The following is a 23,879-nucleotide window of genomic DNA, read 5'->3' as shown; positions in this document are numbered from 1 at the left end:
AAAAATCCTGACCGACGAACGGGTATGTCAATGACACCCATTCGTAGCCAGGAATTTACGGTTCCTTGTAGAGACCCCCAAACCCTATTATTGAGGATATACGAATCGTGCGAAATGTATGCGTATGCGGTTTGACAACACTTTGCATAATAACGCACGATGTTAATTATGTCAACCACTTTGGTTAATTTTATTCGTGTTTCACCAAAAACAGGCGAATAACATTGGGGAGATCAGTCGTCTGACGACTAAAATCCGAATATTAAAATCGGCACACTTGCCTCTGCCGAATAAAAAAAGCGGGATTGCTCCCGCTTTTTCCACCCGGCTATCCAGCTGTTACGACGCCATCGTGTTCTTCGTCTTCTCTTCCGGCCAGCACTCCACATCAGACAGCCCAGGAATGTTGCTGGCACGGAAAACCGGATTTTGACCGGACTTCAATTGTTTCGTATAATCGTTCAATGCGGCGAACGCGACTTTACCCAACAGCGCGATCGCAGCGAGATTCAACAGCGCCATCAACGCCATAAACAGGTCGGCCAGATCCCAGACGATGCTGATTTTCGCCACGGACCCGAACATCACCATGCCGACCACGGCCAGGCGGTAGAGTGTCAACCAGGTGTTGTCGGTCTTGATGAACTCGATGTTGGTCTCCCCGTAATAGTAGTTGCCGATGACCGAACTGAAGGCAAACAGGAATACGATGACAGCGACAAACATACCCGCCCATGCGCCCACATGCGTACTGAGCGCCGCTTGCGTCAGAGCGATGCCGTCCAGCCCCTCTGTCGTGTATACGCCGGACAGAAGCACGATAAACGCCGTCGCGCTGCAAACCACCAGCGTGTCGACAAACACGCCCAGTGCTTGAATCAGCCCTTGTTTGGCCGGATGGGTCACATCAGCGGTGGCCGCAGCATTGGCCGCGCTCCCCATCCCCGCCTCATTGGAGAAGAGACCGCGCTTGATTCCCTGCATCACCGCAGCACCCATCCCGCCGCCAGCAACCTGTTCCAGGCCGAACGCGGATTTGACGATCAAGAGCAGAACGCCCGGCAGTTGGGTGATGTTGGTCACGACCACGTACAGCGCCACCAAGACGTACGCGCCCGCCATGACCGGCACGAGGTATTCAGCGACCTTTGCCACACGCTTGACGCCGCCGAAGACGATGATGCCCGTAATGGCCGCCAGAATCAGCCCCATCACGACAGGAGGAACGCCATACGCCGTCTGAAACGCCTGCGAAATCGTGTTGGCCTGCACGGCATTGAAGACGAGACCAAAACTGAACGTGATCAGTATGGCGAACAGGATGCCCATCCAGCGCTTTTTCAGCCCTTTTTCCATGTAGTAGGCAGGGCCGCCGCGGAAGCCGTCTTTATCTTTCACTTTAAAAATTTGCGCCAGCGTGCTTTCCACAAATGCGGACGCCGACCCGATCAGGGCGATCAGCCACATCCAGAACACCGCACCGGGGCCGCCGACGGAAATCGCCATGGCCACACCAGCGAGATTCCCGGTCCCGACCCGGGATGCGGTGCTGATACAGAATGCCTGAAAGGACGAGATGCTCCCCTTTTTCTTGTCCGCTGTGCCTTCTCCGAGGAGACGGAACATTTCGCCCGCCAATCGGAACTGAACAAACTTTGTCCGCAACGTAAAATAGACGCCCAACACAATCAACAGGGCGATCAGAATCTTGGACCAGAGCAAATCGTTTGCCGCCGCCACAGCTTTCTCCAATAATCCCAAAAGGATCGACACTTGCCCACACTCCCCCACAGCCTGAATATATCAAAAGGCAATACGCAAGATAGTTTATCACAAAACTTTCAAAAAGAAACCCTGCCAACATGAATGTTCGCTGGAAGGAAAAAACCCCCAAGCAGGAACAGCCAATCGAGGATGGCATAACAAAACCCGGTCCCCATCCGGAACCGGGCAGCGCCGTCCGCCTAGGACAGCAGCTTTCCTCTTTTCATGATCAACTTGTCGTCCAGGTACACGTCCGGCTCTTTCACGACCAGATCGATGTGCACGCCTGCGGCAATCGTTCCGCCAAAGGTGTTGTTGCTGCCAAACGCCACGTGTATCGTGCCGTACACCTTTTCGTCTTCCAGGACCACACCGGTGATGCGGGCCTTGTCGTTGGTGCCAATGCCAAACTCGCCAAGCAGGCGGCCGTCTCCATCGCCGAGGGTTTGCAGCAGCCGTTCCGCTTCCGCTCCTGCCGCGTCCACGATGCGTCCCTGGCGAACGGTCAGCACGAGCGGACTGTCGATTTACCCGATGCCGGAAATCGAGCCGTCCACCACGATCTGCCCCTCGGCCGTTCCCTCCACCGGAGCCACATACGCTTCTCCGGACGGCAGGTTGCCCGACTCGCCGGGATTGACGTAGACGCCGGTGCTGGCGATTCCACTCCGCCCGGCGATGGAAAACGCGAGCGTCTTCCCTTCCTTTTCAATGCGCACCGTTTGCGCCCTGCTGAGCAGATCGGCCACTTTCTCCGTCAAGGCTTTCACCTGGCTGTAATCGGCCGTGATCGCTCCCTCCCGAAACATGTCCGGGGTGATCGACGGCATCGTCGCCAAACGGGCTCCGTTCGCAACGGCCTCTTTGCGCGCACGGGTATGGGTGAGGGAATGCTCCGTGACACAGACTACGACGTCGGAGCGCTTCATCGCTTCACTGACAGCCGCCGGGGGCTCCTGGCCGGATTTCTCCCGCTGGGTCATGACCATCAGCACCGCTTCCGCCCCCAACTGTCGGCCGGCTTCCCACAGCGCTTCCCCCAACTCCCGTTTGGCGTCGTCGGCGACCACCAAAAAGGATTCGCCCGGCTTGAGGGCCATGCAGTTGGTCAATAGTCCCTTGCTGATGTCGGTCAGCTTCACGTCTCATCATCCTTTTCAAATCATTTCCGATACGAGCTTGGCCATGATGGCGTTGGACAACATCACCGGAAGGCCCGTCTGTTCCGCCACCAGCCGGCGGGCCTCCTCCGTGTATCCCATGCAGTCGAGCAGGACGATGTCCGCCTTGTCCTTGAGCGCTTCGGACGCCGCGCGAAGCGATTCCTCGTCGCGATCGTACGGCGAGGCGACGGCAAACACGGGATCCAGGCCATGCGGAAGATACTTGGGCCGCAGCGCCTCGGCCTGCACCTTGAGCGGCACCATCACGCCCAGACGCCGTGATCGTACCATCGCCGCCACGGTCGGCGGGATCACGCGGTCCGGTTCGATCAAAAACGCCTTCTCTGCCGAGAGGCCGGGGAACACCCCGGTGCAGAACAGCAGGATCGTGCGGATGCCCGTCTCCTCCATCTCGTGGATCTTTCGCTGCAACATCGGTTGAATCCGCTCGCGCGATACGACGACCGCTTCCCCGTTGGCCATGCGGGAGGTCAGTACGTATTCGCCCGGACCGGGGGCCAGATGGGCCTCAATGTCTTGCTTCGTCATACCGTCCAATACTCCTGCCTGCACCAGTTCCGCCCGGCCGGCGAGATGCGTCTCCAGCATGGGAGCCGCATCGGGGCGGGGGGCCTGCCCAATCGTGATCATTCCCAGACGTTTCACGGTGACCATCTCCCTTGGAAAAAATGACAGGGGGCCTCCCCCCTGCCTGTTTATCTGCCCATCGTCTGCAGCACTTTCATCGAACCGTAGAGCGACGTGATCCGCTCAAACTCGTCGGCGTCGTAGAAGCGGCAGGTGCCGTTGGTAAACTCCTTGGCCACCTCCACCGCGAACTTCACGGCCAGGGCGATGTCCGTCTCGTGGCTGGCCCCGGTACCGCAGCCGGGCACGGCCGACTGGGCGGTGATGGCCAGGCCGACCACCGGCGCGTCCGTCGCCACGCACGGCTGCAGGATGCTGTTGATGTGGTACAAGCCGTTTCCGTACGGCGTAATATCCTGTGTGGTGATCGGGAAGGTGACGGGGAGCTGTCCCGTGGTCATTTCCATGATCCGCAGCAGGTCATCGCTGACGCGCAGGATGTATCCCTCCTTGACCGTCGGGGAAATGGCGATGCCCTTGTGATTGATGACGCGATTCCCCTTGGTCGTGTCGATCGACAGGACCGCTTCCATCTCGGGAACGATCTCATGCCGGTTCATCGTCAGAATGTCGACCGGAGAGTCCATGAAGTCGACCGGTTCATGCGGCCGCGTGGGGGCGTTCGGGCAGATGTGCGTGGTCACGATGACGTCGCCGTTCAGCACATCCCCCTGCTGCTGCATGTCGGCCAGCTTGAGCGCGCTCGCCACGGCAGCCACGGCTCCGTCGGCATCCGATACCAGGCCGATCCGGCTTGGACGGGCGCCGATGCCGCCGAGGCGGCCGACGATCCCCAACGTGGGTGCCGTGCCTCCCCTGGACTTGCCGTTCCTGCCCGGAATGACGATTTTCACGAAATCGGTGCTGCCTTTTTCGCCCGATACGGTCTGCACGCTGACCTGAATCTCCGGATAGGCGGCAAACAGTTTGTTGATGGCTTCTCCGCTGACATACGCGCTGTCCATGGTTTCAAATACGGTGATCGTCTGCTTCAACGACATGAGTATCCCCTCCACACAATGTTGTCACGATTCGAGATAGGGCAGGATCGGCTTGCCGATGACGTCTTCAATCGGCTTCAGCAAGCTCCGGTTGCGCATGGTGGCGCTCAGGATCAGATTCCGGGCCGGCACGTGGATGACCGTGACCGCCTGTCCTTTTTCAATGGCTGCCGAGACAATCGGGCGTGCTGTCCGGGCGTCCAGCGTCATGATCAGGTCGGGGAATGTGGCCAGGCGTTCGCCGTCGTGTTCCAGCGTCATGTACTCATTCCAGAACGTCAGCTCGCTATCGCCGATCACCACCCGGCCGACGTCAAACCCGCCGGTCGTTTCCAGCGTGTATTCACAGACGTCCCCTTCCACGACCACCCGGCCGCCAAGTGCGGCACAGACGGCTTCGATCGCCGCTTCTCCCTTGTGGTCAAGCAGGGCCTCGCCCACTTTGATGGCCTGCCGAATCCCACCCGGCGCGCCGTTTTCCCTGGCGTATGCCACGGTCACCGGGTTGCGGGCCACGGCCACCAGTCCGCCCGCCTGAACCGAGACGCTGCGGATCAGCGAAGCGGCCTGTTCAATCGTGGACGAGACGCTCATCTCCACGTATCGGCTGCCGCGGCCGCCCACCGCCGCCTGATGCGAGACGTAGCCGGCCTGTTCGTGCAGATTCAACGAGCCCATCGTTCCCGTCGGGTGAGCCCGCCCGTTGCACGGCAGATCCACCACGGGAAGTCCGGTGACGGCTGCCTGAAACCAGCCGTTTACAGTGGTGCCCGCGCCGTTCTCGTTGGTATGGATGCCTTTCAACGGCTGCTTGACCGCTGCGGAGAGCAGCTCCAGCGCCCGCACGTAGTGAATCGGCTTGACGAATTTCTCTTTGGCGGCGGGAGCCCCGACCAGCGAGACCGTCACCAGCAGGTCGTCGTCCGCCAGTTCGTCCGGCGTGACGAGCCGCGGCTGCCCCACTTCCAGGGCGAGCCGGCCGATCTGCAGCCCGTCCTCAATCCACCCGCCACCGCCGCCGCCGAGAACGGCCCCGCCGTACACGGCGGCCTCCATCATCCGTCCGTCCAACAGGATTGTCGCCATATTCGCATCCCCTTACTTTTTGCTGAATTTGAATACGGAGGTAAAGAAGCTGTACAGCGCATCCCCGGCGATAAAACCTGCCGCGAGAATGCTCATCGGCGTCTCCGCTTCCCTGCCTTTTACCTTCAGCACGATGGTGCGGATCAGAATCCCGGCAATGACCGCCCAGCCGGCCCCCGGGTTGAGAATCAGCAGGCCCGTCGCAAACAGGACACCCAACTGGCGGCTGGGTCCGCCCAGGAACTGCAGGATGGCGCCGGGAATCGCCCAGAGGAAGAGCTGCTTCGCCACTTCCGGCGACGTCCCCGCTTCGATCGTCTTGACGTATACGGTGTCGACCGGCGGAACCAACCCTGCGGCAAAGTACCCTTTGTAGGTGAAGAGGACGGCGACCAGCGCCACGCCAAAGGCGATCATGCCGGTGATGTACTGCTGCTTGCGGCCGTGCAGCTCGAACTCCCTGTCTTTGCCGCCGCCGCGCAGGATGTGGCCGGTTTTCAGGTCGTAGCCCATATCGGCAAAGGCGGGGCCGGTCGCTGCGCTGAATCCGACCAGGAGGCCCAGCGCCACCGGCGGGAAGCCGATCAGCATCCCGATTATCAAGGTAATCAGGGCCACGGCAAAGGCCGGGAACCAGCCCGAGTGCATCGCCGCGATCCCGACGATCAGCTCGTGAACGTAGGCGGCAAAGGCGGCAAACAGCAGAAAGGCGACAAACATGCCGGCCGACATCTCGGTCATCAATCCGCCCAGCACGGCAAGAACCAGGGCGACGGCCAGGTAGGCGGCAAAGCCCAATCCCAGCGTCCGCGTCGTTTCCCGGTCGCTGCGGGTGTAGGTCTCCTCCTCTGTGGCGGCCGTTCCGGACGAAGCCGGAGCCTCCTGTTTCTTGCGCTTCATGATGATCATCGTGACCTGGACGAGGGCGACCAGACCGGCGCCGATCATGAAGCCGTGCGGGATGAACATCTTGTTGACGTCAATCCCGAACAGCGGCACCGAATATTGCCGCAGCAGAAGGCCGATGCCGAACATCGTCAGGGCCCAGATGTTTCCGATAAAGGCCACGCCAAAAGCGGACATCGAGACGCCCAGATAGGAACCGAGCAGACCGCCGGCGGCCCCTACTCCGAGCAGGGCTGCCCGCTTGCCCCCTCTGTCCCCGGCGATGATCGATTCGGCCGTAGCCACGCCGGGCGGCCATGTGCCCGAGGCGGGGAAAATCCGGGAGTCAAACAGTTTGTAGAGCAGTGCGGCGTCCACAAACATCGCCAGCGCCGCTCCGATCAGCATCGGCATGATCAGGTCCGTCTCTCCCATCACAAACGGAATGCCGATCGGGATCAGCAGGCTGTTGGCCGCCCCGAACGTCGCCGACGAGATGGAAGTCTGCACCAGATTTTGGCGGTGAATCGATTTGTACTTGGCAAACATCCTGATGGGAATGCGGGCGATCAGCATCGCCACCAGCGCGCCGATAATCGCCGTGTTGGGGGTAATCCCCAGCGTGGTTACGAGCTGCATGCCGATGACGGCGCCGATCACGGCGGTGGCGATGTTCAAGAACAAGGCAAACGGTTCAAAAATGGACGGATGTTTCTCCTTGTCCGTCTTGTGTTGCTGCATGATGAATACAACCCCCTTCTCCTGACTTACTGAATGCGCTGCAGCAGCGTCTGTATCTCCTGCTGCGCCTCTTTCAATGCGCGCAGCGCCGCCGGCACCGCGTCCGCCGGCATCCGGTAATCCGGTCCGGCAATCGTCAGCGAGGCGACGACCCGCTTGTCGTAAGCAAACAGCGGCACGGCGATGCCAAACACATTTTCCGTATACTCGCCCACGGAATACGCCCATCCCTCCGACCTGATGCGCGCCAGATCGCGCAGCAGCTCGTCCTTGTCGAGGATCGTCCTGTCCGTTTTCGGTTTCAGCCCTTTGGCTATGATCGCTTCCTGCACATGGGGCGGCAGGTAGGCCATGATCACCTTGTTGGAGGCGCCGGCGTACAGAAGGGTCCGGCTTCCCACCGACATGGCGTATTTGACCCGCTGTGTGCTCTCCGCCATCTCCAGGCAGATCCCCTCCATCCCGTCGAGCCAGGTCAGGATGACGGATTCTCCCGTTGTTTCGGCCAGCCGTTTCATGACCGGATAGATGATTTGCGTAATGCTCATATGGTCCCGCAAAATGGCCCCGTACTCCAAAAACGTAATCCCCAGTTCATACTTTTGCGTTTGTTCGTCCTGCCGCAGAAACCCGTGCCGCTCAAACGTCGCCAGCATCCGGTAGACGACAGGGTGGCTGATGTTCATCTCCCGGGCCAGCTCCCTGACGCCCCACTGCGGCCGCTCCCGCGTGAAATACCTGAGCAGGTGCAAAGCGTTGTCCAGCGTTTTCAGCACATTTCATCCGCCCTTTGTTTCGCATATCGAACCGGTGTTTCGTTTTACAGACGCAGCATGCGTACGGGGAAGCCTCGCGGGCAAGGGTAATCGCTGTGGATTCATCTGCTGGAAAGCCCTTCCCTCCCTTGGTTGGCAATCGATTTTTTATTATTTTGTTAATTGCCACTATAACAAAAACGGGTCATCTCCCCCTATGGGAAGCGACCCAAAAGTAAGCGCTTATTTTTTGGCGGCGTCACAAATCGTTCGGCCGCTCAAGCGCGAGCGGCCATCTTCCACGCCCTGATCGCCAGGTCCAGCCGCAAACGGGTTTCCGCATCGTTCAAGTCCACCCCGAGAATGTCCCGGATCCGCTCCAACCGGTACAGGACCGAATTGCGATGGATGTACAGCTCTTCACCTACCCGCTTGGTCTGACCGCCTGTCCGCAAAAACGATTCCAGCGTGGGCAGCAATTCCGTGCCGTATTCCCGGTCGTACGCCGCGAGCGGTTCGACCAGCGTCTGCGTCAGTACGGCCAGGGACGGATGTCCGGTGGCGTCCTGCAGCAGGTCTTCCACCAGCACGTCGTGAAAGTGGACAATCCGCTCCCTGGGCCGCACGAGGCTGCCGATCCGAAGCGCTTTTTGGGCCTCGCGGTAGCTCTCGGTGATCTCCTCCAGGCGCTCACGAACGCCTCCTACGCCACACACCAACCGCTTGCGATCGGCCGACCGTTTTCCCGATTGGGTCAGTGCCCGCAGATAGTCAACCGCTTCCTCGCGCTGCCGGGCCACATCCCGGTGCGCCGTGGTGCAGAGCACGGCAATCTCGCCGCCGACCAGCACGCCCCTGCGCGTCGTTTTTTCGCCGGCCTGGATGTCCTTCAGCAGGTCGTGCAGCAGGTCGTCCATCGTTTCCCCCTGCCGCTCTTCCTCCCGGCACGGCCGGATCACCATCACGTACTGACGGGCACCGTGCGGAATTCCCAACTGCTTGGCCCGGTAGCGAAGCAGTTCCTCCTCGCCGGACGTGCCGGACAGCAGGTCGACGAGAAACGACTCCTGTTCCCGCTCCCGCTGCAATTGCAGCGACTGGCGAATGGTGAATTCGATCGCCAGGATCGTGACAGCCTGTTCCAGACACATGTGCGCAAACCGGTCCTGCTCCTCCAGCCTGCGGCTGATCGCCAGATAGCCGAGCACCCGGCTGCCCACCTGCACGCTGCGCTTCTCCGCGATTTCCCGCTCCGAAAAGCGGGACGTGCTGCTCTCCACGTTTCCCTCCTGATCGAGCACGGCCGCTTCGCAGTGCAGCAGCTGCCCGATCAAGACAACCAGTTCCGTCGTCCGCCGGTTCAGCACCAGGTTGGTGAACTGCTGGTTGACCTCCTGCACTTCCCGCAGCACGGCCGCCTGCCGGTTGACCAACACCTCCATCACGGAGTGGGTCAGATCGATGGACGGAATCTCCGCCGGAATATCGATCAGCGGAATGCGGTACGCGTCGCTTTTGCGGAGCGCGTCCGCCGGGACATCCTGCAAAAAGCGTTTGGTCTTGATCGCAACAGCCGCCCCACCCACCCGATGCATCTCGTCCAGCAGGCGGCACAGCAGGAACGGCTCATGGCGGACCGAATACCCGGTGGTCACGATCAGTTCGTTGGGACGCAGCCACCCGGTCAAATCGGGAATCTCCATCGCATCCACGTAGTAGATTTCGTTTGTCAGCCCGCCGCTTCCGGCCAGCACCTTGGCTTGCCGGAAGACGGGGAGCTGCAGCAGCTGTTCGACCGTAAAAGGAGAGGTCGCCATCCGTTCACCTCATCTCTCCGTTTTATCCCGATGCTATCATGATTCCCGTTTTTGTTCCCATGAAAAATTGCGAAAAAGAGCCGGTACGTTTCCGCCGCCATTCTTTTACCGCCTCCCCGCCTGCGGCCGGCCCGCCAACAAAAAAACACCCTGTCCTCACTGGACAGAGTGTTCGTTGCGCCGCAACCGGCAGGGTGTCGTCACGCTTCCTGCTCCTTCAGCGCCTTCTCCAAAGCGGCGATGGCTTCCGCTTCGTCGGCACCGTCGGCAATCAGCGTAATTTCCTCGCCTTTGGCGACCGCCATGGACATAATGCCCATGATGCTTTTTCCGTTGGCTGTTTTTTCGTTTTTGACAATCTTGATCTCACTGGCGAAAGACGACGCCAGGCGCACAAAATTGGCTGCCGGTCTGGCATGCAGACCGTGCGGCAGCTCGACGACCACTTTCTTTTCGATCATGGGGGTACACCTTCCTTACATGCCGTTTCCTGCAAAGGTTTTTCGAACAAACGCTTCCACTTCTTGCGACGTGCTCATCGACAAGATGGTGTCCGTGTAACCGGCCGCCGTCTCCTTGGACAAGCGGCTGATCTGATAGCGGGCGGGCAGGATGCTGCCGGCGCTCATGCTGAACTCGTCCAGTCCCATTCCCAGCAGAATCGGGATGGCCACCGGATCTCCGGCCATTTCGCCGCACATGCCGACCCACTTGCCTTCCGCATGAGCCGCCTGGATGACGCGGTGAATCAGGCGCAGAACAGCGGGATGATAGGGCTGGTACAGGTACGAGACCCGCTCGTTCATCCGGTCGGCCGCCATCGTGTACTGAATCAGATCGTTGGTGCCGATGCTGAAGAAGTCCACTTCCTTGGCAAATTGATCGGCGATCAGTGCTGCCGCCGGGATCTCAATCATGATACCCACTTCCAGCCGATCCGATACGGCGATGCCCTTGTCCAGCAGGGCTTGTTTCTCCTCTGCCAGCACCGCTTTGGCCTGACGAAACTCTTCCAGGGTGGCAATCATCGGGAACATGATTTTCAGGTTGCCATAAGCGCTCGCCCGCAGCAGGGCGCGAAGCTGCGTCCGAAACAGGTCCTGCTGCTCCAGGCAGAGGCGAATGGCGCGGAATCCCAGGAACGGGTTCATCTCCTGCGGCAGGTTCATGTACGCCAAGTGCTTGTCCCCGCCGATGTCAAGCGTGCGGATGACGACGGGCTTTTCGCCCATTTGCTCCAGCACCTGCTTGTAGGCCTGGAACTGCTCGTCCTCCGACGGAAAATCATCCCGCCCCATGTAGAGGAATTCCGTGCGGAACAGCCCGACGCCTTCCGCTCCGTTCTCCAGAGCGCCGGCCAGATCCTGCACACTGCCGATGTTGGCGGCCAGCTCGACGTGAACGCCGTCCTGGCTTGTGGTAGCGGTATGGACCAGTTTGGCCAGCTCGCTCTTTGTCTCTCGTACTCGTTCTCCTGTCTCTTCCGGAGTGGGGTCGATGATGACGAGACCTTCATGCCCGTCCAGAATGATCGTCACCCCGGCCGCTGCCTCCCGGGTCACGTCCGTCGTCCCCACCACCGCGGGGATTTCCAGGGAGCGGGCCATGATTGCGGAGTGGGAGGTACGGCCCCCGATGTCCGTGACAAAGCCTTTGACATAGCGGCGATCCAGTTGGGCGGTATCCGACGGCGTCAGGTCCTCCGCCACGAGAATCACCTCTTCGGCCAGATCGCTCGGCGCCGCAAACTCCACGCCCAGCAGATGGCAGAGCACCCGCTTGGTCACGTCGCGAATATCCGCCGCCCGCTCTTTCATGTACTCGTTGTCCATCTGCTCAAACAGCTCGATGAAGGTCTGCGCCGTCTCGTGCAGCGCACTTTCCGCGTTTACCTTTTCCGCGGCGATTTTTCCCTTCACCGTCTCCACCAGTTCAGGATCTTCCAGGACCAGGAGATGGGCTTGAAAAATTGCCGCCTTGTCCGGCCCCATTTCCCTTTCTGCGCGCTCGCTGATCTCCCGCAGATCTGCCTTCGCCTGTTCCAGGGCATCCGTCAAACGCTTGATTTCGCTCGACGGGTCCTCGACCGAGACCGTTTCGATCTGCAAGTGGGGATTGGCGAGCAAAAACGCCTTGCCAATCGCCACCCCGGACGATGCGGCAACGCCAACGATTGTTTTGGACACATGCCCTCCTCCTCTCTTAGTTTGTCTTTCTTCTGGCCTGCAACTCCCGGGCGTGGTTCATCACGATGGAAAAGAGGGCGTGATTCACGCGAATGCCGGTGTACGTCTTGAGAACGTGTTCCAGTCCGAACCGCTGGATATCTTCCGTCAGTTGGACCGCCTCGGGGTCCTCCCGGAAATCAAACAGCAGGGCGGCTGCGATCCCCAGCCCCAGATGCTCCGGCACGATTCCGTGATCGAAGCACTGCATCGCCGGACCAACCAGCCGGTCTTGCGGGGCCAGTTTGCGAATGGGCGAACGTCCCACGCGCGTCACCTGGTCGGTGATGTACGGGTTGGCGAATCGGCCAAGAATCTTTTCCACGTACTCCTCATGCTGCCCCTTGTCAAAGCCGTGCTTGGCGACCAGGAGCGCTCCCGTCTCCTGCAGGGCCTGCCGGGTCGCGCGGAGAATCTCGTCGTCCCGAATCGCTTCGTCAATGGCGGCATACCCCATCTGATAGCCCAGATAGGCGATCATCGCATGCCCCGTATTTACAGTATACAACTTCCGCTCGATATAGGGCGTCAAGTCATTTACATAAGTGACACCTTCGATTTGCGGGATGTCCCCGATGATATGCGATTGATCGACGGCCCATTCGAAAAACGGCTCTACCGTTACCAGCAGCTTGTCCTCGTGTTTTTGCAGGGGCACGATGCGGTCGACGGCCGCGTTGGGGAAGCCGACCAGCTTCTCCGCCTTTGCCCGGACCGCTTCATCGAGCTGCGCGAACACGTGGGTTTTCAACTGCGCACTGCCGCCGATCATGTTTTCGCAGGCGATGACGTTCAGCGGCCGATCGGTGTGTGTGATCCGCCGAGTGATGCCTGCCGCGATGGCGGAAGCGATATGGGGCAGCACATTGGGCCCCACGGCCGTGGTGACCAGATCGGCATCCGCGATCGCCTCGGCGACAGCCTCCGTATCCTGGCCGTGGATGGCCCGGACACCTTCCACGACGGAAACCGGCGTTCCTTCCATCGCCAGTTGAACCGAGTACGCTTTCCGGCTGTTGATCTCATCGACGAGCTCCTGATTGACATCGATGAAGCAGACCTCGTACCCAGCCTGGTGAAGCAGTTGACCGATAAAGCCTCTTCCGATGTTCCCCGCTCCAAAATGAACAGCCAGCATGATTACATCCCCTCTTCAAACAGTGCGATGATCTCTTCCGCCGTCTTCGCTTGAACAACGCGGTTGACATTTGCCTCGTCGGAGCAGATCACAGCGATATTGGACAGAAGCTCCAGGTGTTCGTCACCGACAGCGGCGATCCCGATCAGCAGGTACGCCGTGTTTCCTTCCCCAAAATCGACGCCGTCCGGAATCTGCACCACGGAGATGCCGGTCGAGCGAATGGCCTCTTTGGATTCGTTGGTGCCGTGCGGGATGGCTACGCCGCTTCCGATATAGGTGGTCACGATCTCTTCCCGCTCCAGCATTTTGTCCACATAGTCCGCCGTGACGTGGCCCGCCTTCACCAGCAGCTCGCCGGCCAGGCGGATGGCTTCCGTCTTGTCGGCCACTTTTGCATTCAGCATGATTTTTTCTGCGGATAATACTTTGGTTGCCATACTCATTGTTGCGCTCTCTCCATTCCCGTTTTTTTTCGACAAAACTGATAGAGTCTCTCTGCCAGGCAGTCGGCGATCCGCTGCCGGTCGCCCGCTTCCAGTGCGGCGATCATCTCTTCCTCGATCAAGAGGGAGCTGATCTCGCTCAGCACTTCCAATCCTTCTTTGGGCACATCCCTTGGCCCCAGGAGCAGGAGCAGGTTTTTGATCGGCATCTCCCGTTCGTCCATCGACCTCAGCCGGATCGGCTGGCGCAGCACATGCACCGTAAACGACGGCCGGACTACCTGTTCGTGTTTGCCGTGAAACAGCGCCAGCGTCGTGCCCGGAATGCCCAAGCCGCCCAGTCTCTCCCGTTGCAGGAGCTGCCGGACGACCGGTTCGGCTTCCCGAATGGCGCCAAGTTGGACCAAATCGCCGCAAATCCGGTCCAGAATCTCCCGGATGTCCCCGCTGTGATTCTCCAGCCGCCGCATCTGAAACCCGTCCAAGAGTTCGACCGCATATCCCGCATACCGGTGCATCGCTTTCAACCGCTGCTCCGGCCCTTCCCCGCCCGCACGAACGGCCTCTGTGGCACGGGATGCACGCGACCGACTCAGGTTGTGAAGATGGTAGGCGATCTTCTGGATGTCCTCTTTTGGCAGCAGGGGGCTGACCACAACGTACTCGCTCGGGTCCATCGGCAAGGGGATGGTGGAAATGATGACATCGTATTCGCTTTTGGGGATTCGCCCCACCTCGAACAACGACAGGTTCTGCAGGCTGACGATCTCCGGAATCTCCTTTTTGATCCGGGTCGCCAGAATCTTGGAAGACCCGATCCCGCTGGAGCAGACAACCAGCGCCCGATAGCGCTGATGCGCCTGTGACGTCCGTTCCACGGCCGCGCCAATGTGCATCACCAGATAGCCGATCTCTTCGTCCGGCACATGCAGCTCGGGAAACACCTCCGAGACCGCTTCCCGGACGACGCGGAACAATTCCGGGTAATTGTCCCGGATCTGCTCCAGAATCGGATTGCGGATTTCCATCTGGCGCTTGAGCCGGTACAGGGCCGGCTCCATGTGCGTCAGCAGTCCGTGAAACAGGGACGAATCGTACCGCAGGGGAATCTGCAGCCGATCTTCGCAGAGCCGGATAAACCGCTGCGTCTTGGCCATCAGCTCCACATTTCCCGGCCAGTAGAGATCCTCATGGGCGCTTCGCAGCTTGGCCCCCCGCAAGTGCATGGTGATATACCCGATCTCCGCGGCGGGAATCTCCATCTGGAAAATGTGCGTCAGCCGCTCCATGATCCTCTCCGCCGCCTGATACTCCGGTGTACCCTGCAGTTCGCTCAGGGTATGTTCGTCAAAGTGGATGCTCTCTCCCTTTTCGATCCGCTCGACGGCGAGTGCGAGGTGAATCACCAGACCGATGTAGGCGCTGTCCGCCAGCGGGTAAGGCAGGTCGTCCTCCACGTGCTTCAGGGCGTTTTCCACCTTGATCAGCTTTTCCTTGTCGACCAGCCCCAACAGGCGCTCCGAGATGGAGTCGATGTCGCGCAGCGATTTGTTCTGGATGTTTTCCTTGATCAGCCCGATCAGTTCGTGTTCGTTCAAATGTTCCGCGATCAGCCGGCTGATCGCCTGCCGCTTGGCCGACTCGGAGCCCTGGATTTCCACGCCGTAGCCCCGCTTGCGCACCAGCGACAGACCGTATTTGTCCAGCACGTCCTCCAGATCGTCCAGGTCATGGCTGATCGTGGCCGTCGTCACTTTCAGGTCGAGCGCCAGCGAGATCAGCTTGACCGGCTCGGTCGCCTCCAGCAGCGTGCACAAAATGATCACTTTCCGCTCTTCCGCGGTGTACTCGGTCGTCGTCAGGTCAAACAGCGCCAGGCGCAGCGCTTCCTTTTGCTCCGGCGGACCATGCAGCTCCACGCCCAATCCCGACTTCCTCACCAGCTCCAGGCCGTGCTCGCGAACCGTGTCTTCCAAGGCGTCCAGTTCCCGGTGGATCGTCCGGGCGCTGACTCCGATCCGCTCGGCGATCGCGCCCACGGTAAGCCCCGGTCCGTCCTGCAGCAGTATGTCGAGGATCGTCCGTTGTCTCGAGGATACACTCATCGTTCCATCCCCTTTTGTACAAAGCCGGAAAACGCTAGTTTGCACTAGCGTTTATTCCTCTTAGCCTAAACGTTTGACTAATTTGTCATACTCCGGGCTGTTCAGGAAGTTGTCGATGGAAATGTGTTCCGCCTGCGGCGCCTTCAACTTGGCCCGTTCCGTCAGCGACTTGTGCGTGATGACAATGTCCGCGTCGTCCGGGATGTCGTTGATCGCCGTATTGATGACGGTGATGTCGATTCCTGCATCTTTGAACTTCTTGCGCAGGGACGCTGCTCCCATCGCGCTGGAACCCATGCCGGCGTCGCAGGAGAAGACGACTTTCTTGACTTCTTTTTTCTCCGCCACCGCCGTGTCGGCTTGAGCTTCCTCCTGCTTTTTGCCTTTGAGCTGCTGCATTTTTTCCGTCGCTTTTTCCAGCTCGTCCGCATCCTCAGCTTGCCCGCCCAGTTTCAGCAGGAATGCCGCGATGAAGAAGGAGACGGCGGCTGCCGCGACGACACCGGTCAGGACCGGGAGCAGCCCACCCTTGGGTGCCATGGCGCTCAGCGCGAATACGCTTCCCGGCGATGGCGGCGCCACCAGGCCGGCGTTTAACAGTGTAAAGGTAAAGACACCGGTCATCCCGCCGCCGATGACGGCCAGAATCAGGCGCGGATTCATCAGGATGTACGGGAAGTAGATCTCGTGAATGCCGCCCAGGAAGTGGATGATCGCCGCACCCGGCGCCGATTGTTTCGCCGTGCCTCTGCCCACCAGCCAGTAGGCCAGCAGGATGCCAAGCCCCGGACCCGGGTTGGTCTCCAGCAGGAAGAAGATCGACTTTCCGGTCTTCGCCGCCTGATCCAGTCCGATCGGACTCAGAATGCCGTGGTTGATCGCGTTGTTCAGGAACAGAACCTTGGCCGGTTCGATCAGGATGCTGGCCAAGGGCAGCAGTCCGGCATCCACAATCGTTTGTACGCCGGAAGCCAGCGCTTTGCTCAAGCCGGCCACGACCGGCCCGATCGCGTTGAACGCCAGCAGCGTCAACAGCCCCCCGACAATGCCGGCGGAGAAGTTGTTGACCAGCATCTCAAAGCCGGAGCGCACTTTCCCTTCGATCAACTGGTCCACCTTTTTCATGACCCAGCCGCCAAGCGGCCCCATGATCATGGCACCCAGAAACATCGGGATGTCGGCCCCCACGACGACACCCATGGTGGCCACCGCACCAACGACTCCGCCGCGCACGTCGTGGATCATCTTGCCGCCCGTATAACCGATCAACAGCGGCAGCAGATAGGTAATCATCGGGCCAACCAGTTTGGCCATATGTTCATTGGGCAGCCAGCCCGTCGGAATAAACAGCGCCGTAATCAAGCCCCAGGCGATAAACGCGCCAATGTTGGGCATGACCATGCCGCTTAAAAAACGCCCAAACTTTTGCACAGAGACGCGCAGTCCGCTCTCCATCTTGTTGCATCCCCCTTCTTTTTTCTCTATATTGTTGACAAAATTTAATTGTACGACTCCTATTACAAATATAAAGCGTTTACATTTCTGTCTCAACAAAATGTAAGTGGGGATTTGTCCATTGGGTTGTTGACAAAAGTTAATAAAGCCAATTGGTATTTTTTGCAGGAAAGCGGGTGCGGCTGCTTGTGACGGAGGTTCGCGATATTTCCTAGTGTGTCAGACGTCTGTTGGAGTATGTGCACTCTCACACCGCGACATTCATCGTCCGACTGACTCTCTACTGTTATTTTCTCTTTCATGCGCCGCCCACATTCGGCAGGAGCGTATTTTACACTGGGGTTTTAGGGGAGAGATTCATTCTTTAAGAAACGGCCCATAATTTGGAGGAAAACCGAAACAACAACGACACGTAACCGTCTATGTAAATAGGAAATATTACCATTTAAGTAAAACGAAGGAAAACAGTAACAATGAGACACAAACGAACCGCATTGTGGCTTGCCATTCAGGAGCAATTTTCAAAGATTTCTCCGGAGCGGCTATCAAGGAGGTAGTAAAGCCGTCCTTTTAAGAAAAAAAGTGACGAGTTCACGTGCCAACCACAAAAAAACGCCCAATCGGTGTACCGGGCGCAGGTTAGATCATGCTTATAATCAAGACGATCTGTCCTCTCCATACAACAGGTGAAGGCTCCCCATTGCCTTACCGCAGCACGTAGGTGGCAAGCACGCGCTGCAGTTCGTAAATGTCCAGGCTTCTGTTGAACTGCTTGATGATCGGCGTCTCACTCCCCGATATCCAGAGCTTCAACTCCGCGTCCAGATCGAAATGGCCCGCCGTCTCAATGCTGAAATGATGAATGCTTCTGTAGGGAATGGAATGGTACTCCACCTTTTTTCCGGTCACTCCCTGCCGGTCGACCAGGATCAAGCGTTTGTCCGTGAAAAGGAACATGTCCCGAATCAGTTTATACGCCTTTTCAATGCGCTCGTGGTCCGCCAGGATGTTGGCAAACTCCTTTTGCACCTCCGCGATGCTGACCTCTGACGCGTTTCCCATCAGACCGTCAAAAATGCTCATCATCCCGCCCCCTCGTTTTACTCTTTTCGCTTGCACATGCCTATATTATCATTCATCACTCCAAAATCAACCGGCCAAACGCCGTTCGGAAAGGAACCAGGAGGAAAACATGAACCCAGCCGCGATCCTGACAGCTGGGTGTATTGATTATGAACTAAAACGGCCGCTCATCCCGTCTCTTTCCAACCGTGGGCCGTCCTTTCCCCGGGCCGGCCTCGCTTGCCGCTCCGATACCCTCTTGCTCTGCCGCTGTCGGTACCCTTTTTTCGCAACCCTCAGCGGCTTCTCGTCAGTCAGGCGGACCGGTGTGGTGTCCGGTTCCTTGGTCAGCATCTTGAGGGCGGCGGAAACCAATGTCACGGAATCCACCTCGTTGAGTAACTGCTCGGCCATCGCTTTGTAGAGGTTCAGATTGCCTTCTCCCGTCGCTTCCAACAGTTTCTCCACGGCCAACCGCTTCTGGCCCTCGAACGCCTCGGCCATGCTCGGGACCGGAAGCCGCTCCATTTTGCGGATGGTGGTCTTCTCGATGTACCGCAGATGATCCGCTTCACGCGGCGTGACAAAGGTAATCGCCAAACCCGTCTTGCCCGCCCGGCCCGTCCTGCCGATCCGGTGGACGTAGCTTTCCGCGCCCTGCGGAATATCAAAGTTATACACGTGGGTAACCCCGCTGATATCCAGACCTCTGGCGGCCACATCGGTGGCGACCAACACCTCGATCGTCCCTTCCTTAAACCGGCGCAGCACGCTGTCCCGCTTGGCCTGGTTCAAGTCGCCGTGGATCCCCTCCGCTCCGTATCCCCGTTTGGTCAGCGCTTCCGACAGTTCGTCCACCCGCCGTTTTGTCCGTCCGAAGACGATGGCCAACTCCGGCATGTGAATATCGAGCAAACGGCACAGCACGTCGAATTTTTGGTTCTCCGTCACTTCCATGTACTGCTGCCGGATGTTGGAGACCGTCACTTCCTTGGGTTGGATGGAAATGGTCACGGGGTCATGCATGAATCGGCGGGCAATCTCCTGGATGGCCTTGGGCATGGTGGCGGAAAACAGCAGGGTTTGCCGTTGTGTCGGCATTTCCTTCAGGATCACCTTGATGTCGTCGATGAATCCCATGTTCAGCATCTCATCCGCTTCGTCCAGCACAACCATTTTCACGGACTGAAGCCGGATCGTTTTCCGGTTCATGTGATCCATGAAACGGCCCGGTGTCGCGACGATGATCTGTGGCCGTTTTTTCAGTGCCGCAATCTGCCGTTGAATATCCTGCCCTCCGTAGATAGGCAGGGCCACCACCCCTTTGTACCGGGCGATCTTGTTCAGCTCTTCCGCTACCTGAACCGCCAATTCGCGCGTCGGCGTCAACACGACCGCCTGGATTTGTTCCTGGTCTACGTTCGCCTTCTCCACCAGGGGAATGCCAAAGGCGGCGGTTTTTCCCGTCCCGGTCTGCGCCTGACCGATCAGGTCCTTGCCCGTCAAGGCGATGGGAATGGTTTGGTCTTGAATCGGGGTCGCTTCTGCGTACCCCACTTCTTTTAGGGCCCGTGTCACCAGGTGGTGCAGCCCAAACTCATAAAACGTTGTCAATGATCGTCAATCTCCTTTTTCTTCATTTCGCTTTCCCGTATCACGAAAAAGAGGGCATGATTCCTTACGCCGGAACATGCCCTCATTTCCCGTGTCATCTCAATGATACCAATTACAAGCGGATGACGTTTGCCGCCTGCGGTCCGCGGTTGCCCTGCACAACGTCAAATTCCACCTTTTGCCCTTCATCCAGGCTCTTGAATCCGGTTCCCGAAATAGCGGAGAAATGGACAAACACGTCGTCCCCGTCTTCGCGCTCAATGAAACCAAATCCTTTTTCCGCATTAAACCATTTGACTTTTCCGATCACGATTGTGGCCTCCCACATGAGAATTTTGATAAAAAGCAAGAAAACCGCAAAACCGTTTCCGCCCCACACCTCATCACGAGGCAGCAAAATCGTTCTCGGGTATTCATGTCTTTTTAACGTGATCTCATCATACCATTTTTTCGCCAAAGAAGCAATCATCGCCGCTTCCGGAAGAAAACGGCGATGAACCGGTTTTACTCGACCCACTTTTTGTACAGCTCGTCAAATTTGCCCTGCAGCTTCATTTCGTCGAGCCATACGTCCAGGTAGCTGGCGAAGATGAAGTCGCCGCGCTGGATCATGTAGGCTTTTTCGCTTTTGGTGAACGGATCGTCCACGCGGGCGGCGTACAGACGCGGATCGTTTTTCGCGTAGACGATCGCTTCAAAGGTGTCGGTGATCATGACGTCGTAGGTGCCGTTGGCCACCAGACCCGGGATGTCCAGGTTGTTTTGCACCACGGTCACGGTTGCGTTCGGCAGATATTCACGCACGAACTTTTCGTTGGTTCCGCCCGGGTTGACGCCGATGCGGACGCTCGGTTTGTTGATGTCCTCGATCGTTTTGTACTTGTCCTTGTCTTCTGCGCGGATGAGCGGCACTTTGCCGAACTGCACGTACCCCTCGCTCAAGTGGGCTGTTTTCTGTCTGTCGGTGTTGCGGGTCACGCCGCCCACGGCAATGTCAAACTTGTCGGCGAGCAGATCGTTCATCAGTGTCGGCCAGGAGGTTTGCACAAAGCGGGCTTCCACGCCCAGGCTTTTGGCGAACTCTTTCATCGCGTCGATGTCGTACCCTTCGTATTGGCCTGTTTTCGGGTTGAGATATGTAAACGGCTTGTAATCCCCGGTGGTTCCGATGCGGATGTACCCTCTCGCGATGATTTCATCCAGCCGGGATTCGTATTTTTTCTTGGCTTCCTGCTTTGCGGCGCTGTCCGCGACGGTCGCCGCCGGTTGGGCCTGTTGGGCACCTGCGGCGGACACATGAGCGGCCACGCCCGTTCCCAGCAGCGAAACCGCCACTGTTCCTGCAATCAGCATGCTTTTCCATTTTTTCATTGTCGTTCTCCTCCCATGGTAGCCGTTTTGTCGGTTTCTCTTGTCGATCTTGCTTGCGGGGCGTCACTGCCCAAGCAGGGGCTCTCTCCTCCCTACACAGGCATCCCCCCTTTTGTCCATCCTGTGTGCGGCTTGAGCCGGCCGGCTGGCCCCGACCTGTGAGGCTTGTGCTGACAGGGGGGCCGCTTCCGTTCCCGCCTCCCGTTACAGCTTGAACTTCCCGAGTCCTTGCTGCAGCTCGCCCACGACCTCTTTCAACTGCTGTACCGACTCGGCGATCTCCTGAATGGCCCGGAGCTGATCATCCGCCGCATCGGCCACGTTCTTCGCGTCTTCGGAAGCGTGTTTGGCGATGGTGTGCATCTCTTCCACGGAGGCGCTGACCTCCTCGGACCCGGCCGACATCTGTTCCGACGCCGCCGACACTTCGAGGATGTGGTCGGCCACATTGCGGGAAGCCTCCAGGATATGGACGAATTTTTCGCGTACTTCCTCGATCAGTTTCACCCCGTCCTGCACATCCTGCTGCCCCGCGTTTATCGTGTCGACCGCGTTCGCCGTGTCCTGCTGGATTTCGGCGATCAATTGAGCGATCTTGGCGGCCGACTCTTCCGACTGGTTGGCCAGCTTCTTCACTTCGCCGGCCACGACGGCAAAGCCCCGGCCGTGCTCCCCTGCCCGCGCCGCTTCAATGGAGGCGTTCAAGGCGAGCAGATTGATCTGCGACGTGAGTCCGGTAATCGTGTCCAAAATGCTCTCGATCTCCTGAGAGCGGCCGTTCAGCCGCTCAATGGCCGACGACACTTTCAAGGTGCCTTCCCCGATGCTCTTCATCTGCCGCACGGCCTGCTCGACGACCGCCGTGCCTTCTTCTGCCTGCTGGGCCGCCTCCCGTGCCGCTTCGGACACCCGCGAGGACGTCTCGGCAATCTTGACGATCCCGCTGGCCATGTCGTTCATGGAGATGGACACTTCCTGGGAACTGCCCGCCTGCGTTTTGGCCCCGTCGGCGATTTGGCGAATGGACGTCCCGATCCGGTGAATCGTATTGGTCGCGTTCTCGATGCCGGCGGACACCTCGCTGGTGACCCGAAGCACCTGATCGGAGGACAGCGTGACGCCGCGAATCAGGTCCTTCAGATGAGACACCGTCTGGTTGAAATCGCGGGACAAAACGGCGATTTCATCCTTACCCTGGACGGTGACGGATTCCGTCAGATCGCCGCCGGCCACCACTTTGACCGCTTGATTCAGCCGCTGAATCGGGCGGACCAGGCGAACCGCCAGCAGATAGACCAGAGCGACGCCGACGACCAACGTCACGACGGAGATGGCCAGCAGGTTGACCGAGAGCTTGTCCACCGGCGCGTGCAGCTCACCGGCGGGAGCGGTGATGAACACGCCCCAGTTCAACATCGTCGAAGCATAGGACGCAAACTGGTCGACGTTGTCCCTTTTATACTGAAGAATGCCGTGCCCGCCTTCCTGAATGGCCTGGAAAGCGGATTGGTACTCCGGAATGTTGGAGTTGAGAATGGATTCCTTCAGCACGAGGTCTTCCTGCGGATGCCAGATGTACGTTCCCTTCTTGCTCACCAAAAAGGCGTAGCCGCTCTGGCCGAACGTCTCGGCGGACACCGTCTTTTGGATCTCGTTGATCGGGATGGTCGAGCCCATGTACCCGTACTGGACGTTGTTTTTCATCAGCGGAACGATGATGGTTACGATGTTGTTGCCCGTCCGCTTGGAGACGACCGGTTCGGAGACGACGATTTTTCCTTCCCCTTTGCCCGCTTCCTGGAAATGGGCCCGGTCGGACACGTCTGTCACGTCCCCTTGGAAGTTGATGACCTTTTTCCCGCTCAAGTCATAGGAAAAGAAGAACGTCTCAAATTCCGGATAGTTCTTCTGGGCCTGCTGGATCAGCTTCAAGTCATGCTCCTTGTTGTTGTCTTCGGACATCAGCTTGCCGATCGTTTCAATCACGGCAATTTTCTGCTGGAAAAACTGGTCGATCTTCATCGACAGATTGGATGCGGTCAGTTCGGCCTCTTTATCCAAACTGGACTCCAGCAGACGCGAGGAGCTCCAGTAGCTTGCCGCACAAACCGAAACAAGGCTGGCGATGAGCAGCAGGCACATCACATACAACAGTTTTTGCTTCAGACTGGTTCCCATGGTGATCCCTCCTAGTGGCGGAAAGTGCGTGAACGGCTTGCCAAAAAAAGCAGACTGCCATCCGACAGCCTGCGATGCCTGCGGTTTGGCAACCCGGCTGTCATAGCTGCATTTACTGCAACCTTAGACCCGTGGCTTTGCGTCCCCGCCTTTCAACGGGTTTGCCCTTTGTCACTTTTTCCCGTGTTAAAATATGCTAAAAGCACTATAGCACAAATTGAAAAATGAGGGCCAGAAAATCTAAAAGATTTCATAAATTTTTAAAATCTGCGCGCTGACGGAACGAAACGCGACCTTCGCACTGTCCTCTTTTCTCCCCTGTCGACCTGCCTCCCCACGAATGAAATGATGGAACGATTTTCTTAAGAATTTTGTAAGGATTTTTACAGCCGATTTGTAAAATATTCTCGGTAAGATAGAGCTGG

General features: G+C 58.4%; 18 protein-coding genes, 1 pseudogene and 2 riboswitches. All 19 genes and pseudogenes read right to left on the bottom strand.

The genetic code is table 11. The features are described from left to right. Positions 1 to 24: 24 nt before the first annotated feature. Positions 25 to 124: riboswitch (purine riboswitch) on the bottom strand. Between the two features lie 215 nt (positions 125 to 339). The 19 genes and pseudogenes from A6764_RS02085 to A6764_RS01995 all read right to left on the bottom strand — a co-directional run bounded on the left by A6764_RS02085 (position 340) and on the right by A6764_RS01995 (position 23,454). After that, positions 340 to 1,761 carry an alanine/glycine:cation symporter family protein gene (locus tag A6764_RS02085; RefSeq protein WP_065067501.1) on the bottom strand — a complete coding sequence of 474 codons (1,422 nt, stop codon included), beginning with the start codon at positions 1,759 to 1,761 and terminating at the stop codon, positions 340 to 342. A gap of 203 nt (positions 1,762 to 1,964) precedes the next feature. Continuing rightward, a pseudogene (locus tag A6764_RS02080) lies at positions 1,965 to 2,864 on the bottom strand (aminopeptidase). Between the two features lie 57 nt (positions 2,865 to 2,921). Continuing rightward, positions 2,922 to 3,602 (bottom strand): AroM family protein, encoded by a 681-nt coding sequence (locus tag A6764_RS02075; protein ID WP_035290203.1) that lies wholly within the window; start codon positions 3,600 to 3,602, stop codon positions 2,922 to 2,924. Between the two features lie 41 nt (positions 3,603 to 3,643). Then, positions 3,644 to 4,576, bottom strand: a complete 933-nt coding sequence (locus A6764_RS02070; protein ID WP_029100485.1) for a DUF1177 domain-containing protein — start codon at positions 4,574 to 4,576, stop codon at positions 3,644 to 3,646. Between the two features lie 24 nt (positions 4,577 to 4,600). Continuing rightward, positions 4,601 to 5,662, bottom strand: a complete 1,062-nt coding sequence (locus tag A6764_RS02065) for an S-methyl thiohydantoin desulfurase family protein (protein ID WP_029100486.1) — start codon at positions 5,660 to 5,662, stop codon at positions 4,601 to 4,603. Positions 5,663 to 5,674: 12 nt separating this feature from the next. Next, complete coding sequence (locus A6764_RS02060) at positions 5,675 to 7,288, bottom strand: OPT/YSL family transporter (protein WP_065067502.1); 1,614 nt, start codon at positions 7,286 to 7,288, stop codon at positions 5,675 to 5,677. A 26-nt stretch (positions 7,289 to 7,314) separates the two neighbouring features. Next, entirely contained in the window at positions 7,315 to 8,064 is a 750-nt protein-coding gene (locus A6764_RS02055; RefSeq protein WP_065067503.1) for an IclR family transcriptional regulator, read from the bottom strand. A 257-nt stretch (positions 8,065 to 8,321) separates the two neighbouring features. Next, positions 8,322 to 9,860 carry a PucR family transcriptional regulator gene (locus A6764_RS02050; RefSeq protein ID WP_065067504.1) on the bottom strand — a complete coding sequence of 513 codons (1,539 nt, stop codon included), beginning with the start codon at positions 9,858 to 9,860 and terminating at the stop codon, positions 8,322 to 8,324. A 200-nt stretch (positions 9,861 to 10,060) separates the two neighbouring features. Continuing rightward, positions 10,061 to 10,321, bottom strand: a complete 261-nt coding sequence (locus tag A6764_RS02045; RefSeq protein ID WP_029100490.1) for an HPr family phosphocarrier protein — start codon at positions 10,319 to 10,321, stop codon at positions 10,061 to 10,063. 15 nt (positions 10,322 to 10,336) lie between these two features. Continuing rightward, positions 10,337 to 12,046: a phosphoenolpyruvate--protein phosphotransferase gene (ptsP, locus tag A6764_RS02040; protein ID WP_264622373.1), complete on the bottom strand. Its 1,710-nt coding sequence runs from the start codon at positions 12,044 to 12,046 to the stop codon at positions 10,337 to 10,339. 16 nt (positions 12,047 to 12,062) lie between these two features. Next, a complete protein-coding gene (locus A6764_RS02035) occupies positions 12,063 to 13,223 on the bottom strand; it encodes a mannitol-1-phosphate 5-dehydrogenase (protein ID WP_029100492.1) in 1,161 nt (386 codons plus the stop codon). A 2-nt stretch (positions 13,224 to 13,225) separates the two neighbouring features. Then, positions 13,226 to 13,663, bottom strand: coding sequence for a PTS mannitol transporter subunit IIA (locus tag A6764_RS02030; RefSeq protein WP_029100493.1), 438 nt, complete (start codon positions 13,661 to 13,663; stop codon positions 13,226 to 13,228). Positions 13,664 to 13,665: 2 nt separating this feature from the next. Continuing rightward, entirely contained in the window at positions 13,666 to 15,774 is a 2,109-nt protein-coding gene (locus A6764_RS02025) for a BglG family transcription antiterminator (RefSeq protein WP_065067505.1), read from the bottom strand. A gap of 60 nt (positions 15,775 to 15,834) precedes the next feature. Further along, complete coding sequence (locus tag A6764_RS02020; protein ID WP_029100495.1) at positions 15,835 to 17,229, bottom strand: PTS mannitol transporter subunit IIBC; 1,395 nt, start codon at positions 17,227 to 17,229, stop codon at positions 15,835 to 15,837. A gap of 705 nt (positions 17,230 to 17,934) precedes the next feature. Continuing rightward, entirely contained in the window at positions 17,935 to 18,312 is a 378-nt protein-coding gene (locus A6764_RS02015; RefSeq protein ID WP_029100496.1) for a PH domain-containing protein, read from the bottom strand. A 147-nt stretch (positions 18,313 to 18,459) separates the two neighbouring features. Beyond that, on the bottom strand, positions 18,460 to 19,905 hold the full coding sequence (locus tag A6764_RS02010; RefSeq protein ID WP_083989850.1) for a degradosome RNA helicase CshA: 1,446 nt from the start codon (positions 19,903 to 19,905) through the stop codon (positions 18,460 to 18,462). Positions 19,906 to 20,017: 112 nt separating this feature from the next. Then, a complete protein-coding gene (locus A6764_RS02005; protein WP_413541980.1) occupies positions 20,018 to 20,233 on the bottom strand; it encodes a cold shock domain-containing protein in 216 nt (71 codons plus the stop codon). A gap of 176 nt (positions 20,234 to 20,409) precedes the next feature. Next, positions 20,410 to 21,276, bottom strand: a complete 867-nt coding sequence (locus A6764_RS02000) for a transporter substrate-binding domain-containing protein (protein WP_065067506.1) — start codon at positions 21,274 to 21,276, stop codon at positions 20,410 to 20,412. A 204-nt stretch (positions 21,277 to 21,480) separates the two neighbouring features. After that, positions 21,481 to 23,454 (bottom strand): methyl-accepting chemotaxis protein, encoded by a 1,974-nt coding sequence (locus A6764_RS01995; protein WP_065067507.1) that lies wholly within the window; start codon positions 23,452 to 23,454, stop codon positions 21,481 to 21,483. An 84-nt stretch (positions 23,455 to 23,538) separates the two neighbouring features. Beyond that, a riboswitch (cyclic di-GMP riboswitch) is annotated at positions 23,539 to 23,630 on the bottom strand. Positions 23,631 to 23,879 lie beyond the last annotated feature (249 nt).

The sequence above is a fragment of the Brevibacillus sp. WF146 genome, from assembly GCF_001673705.2.
Lineage (GTDB): Bacteria > Bacillota > Bacilli > Brevibacillales > Brevibacillaceae > Brevibacillus > Brevibacillus thermoruber.
Note: the sequence above shows the minus strand (reverse complement) of the source record. Positions and strands in the feature narration are given on the sequence as shown.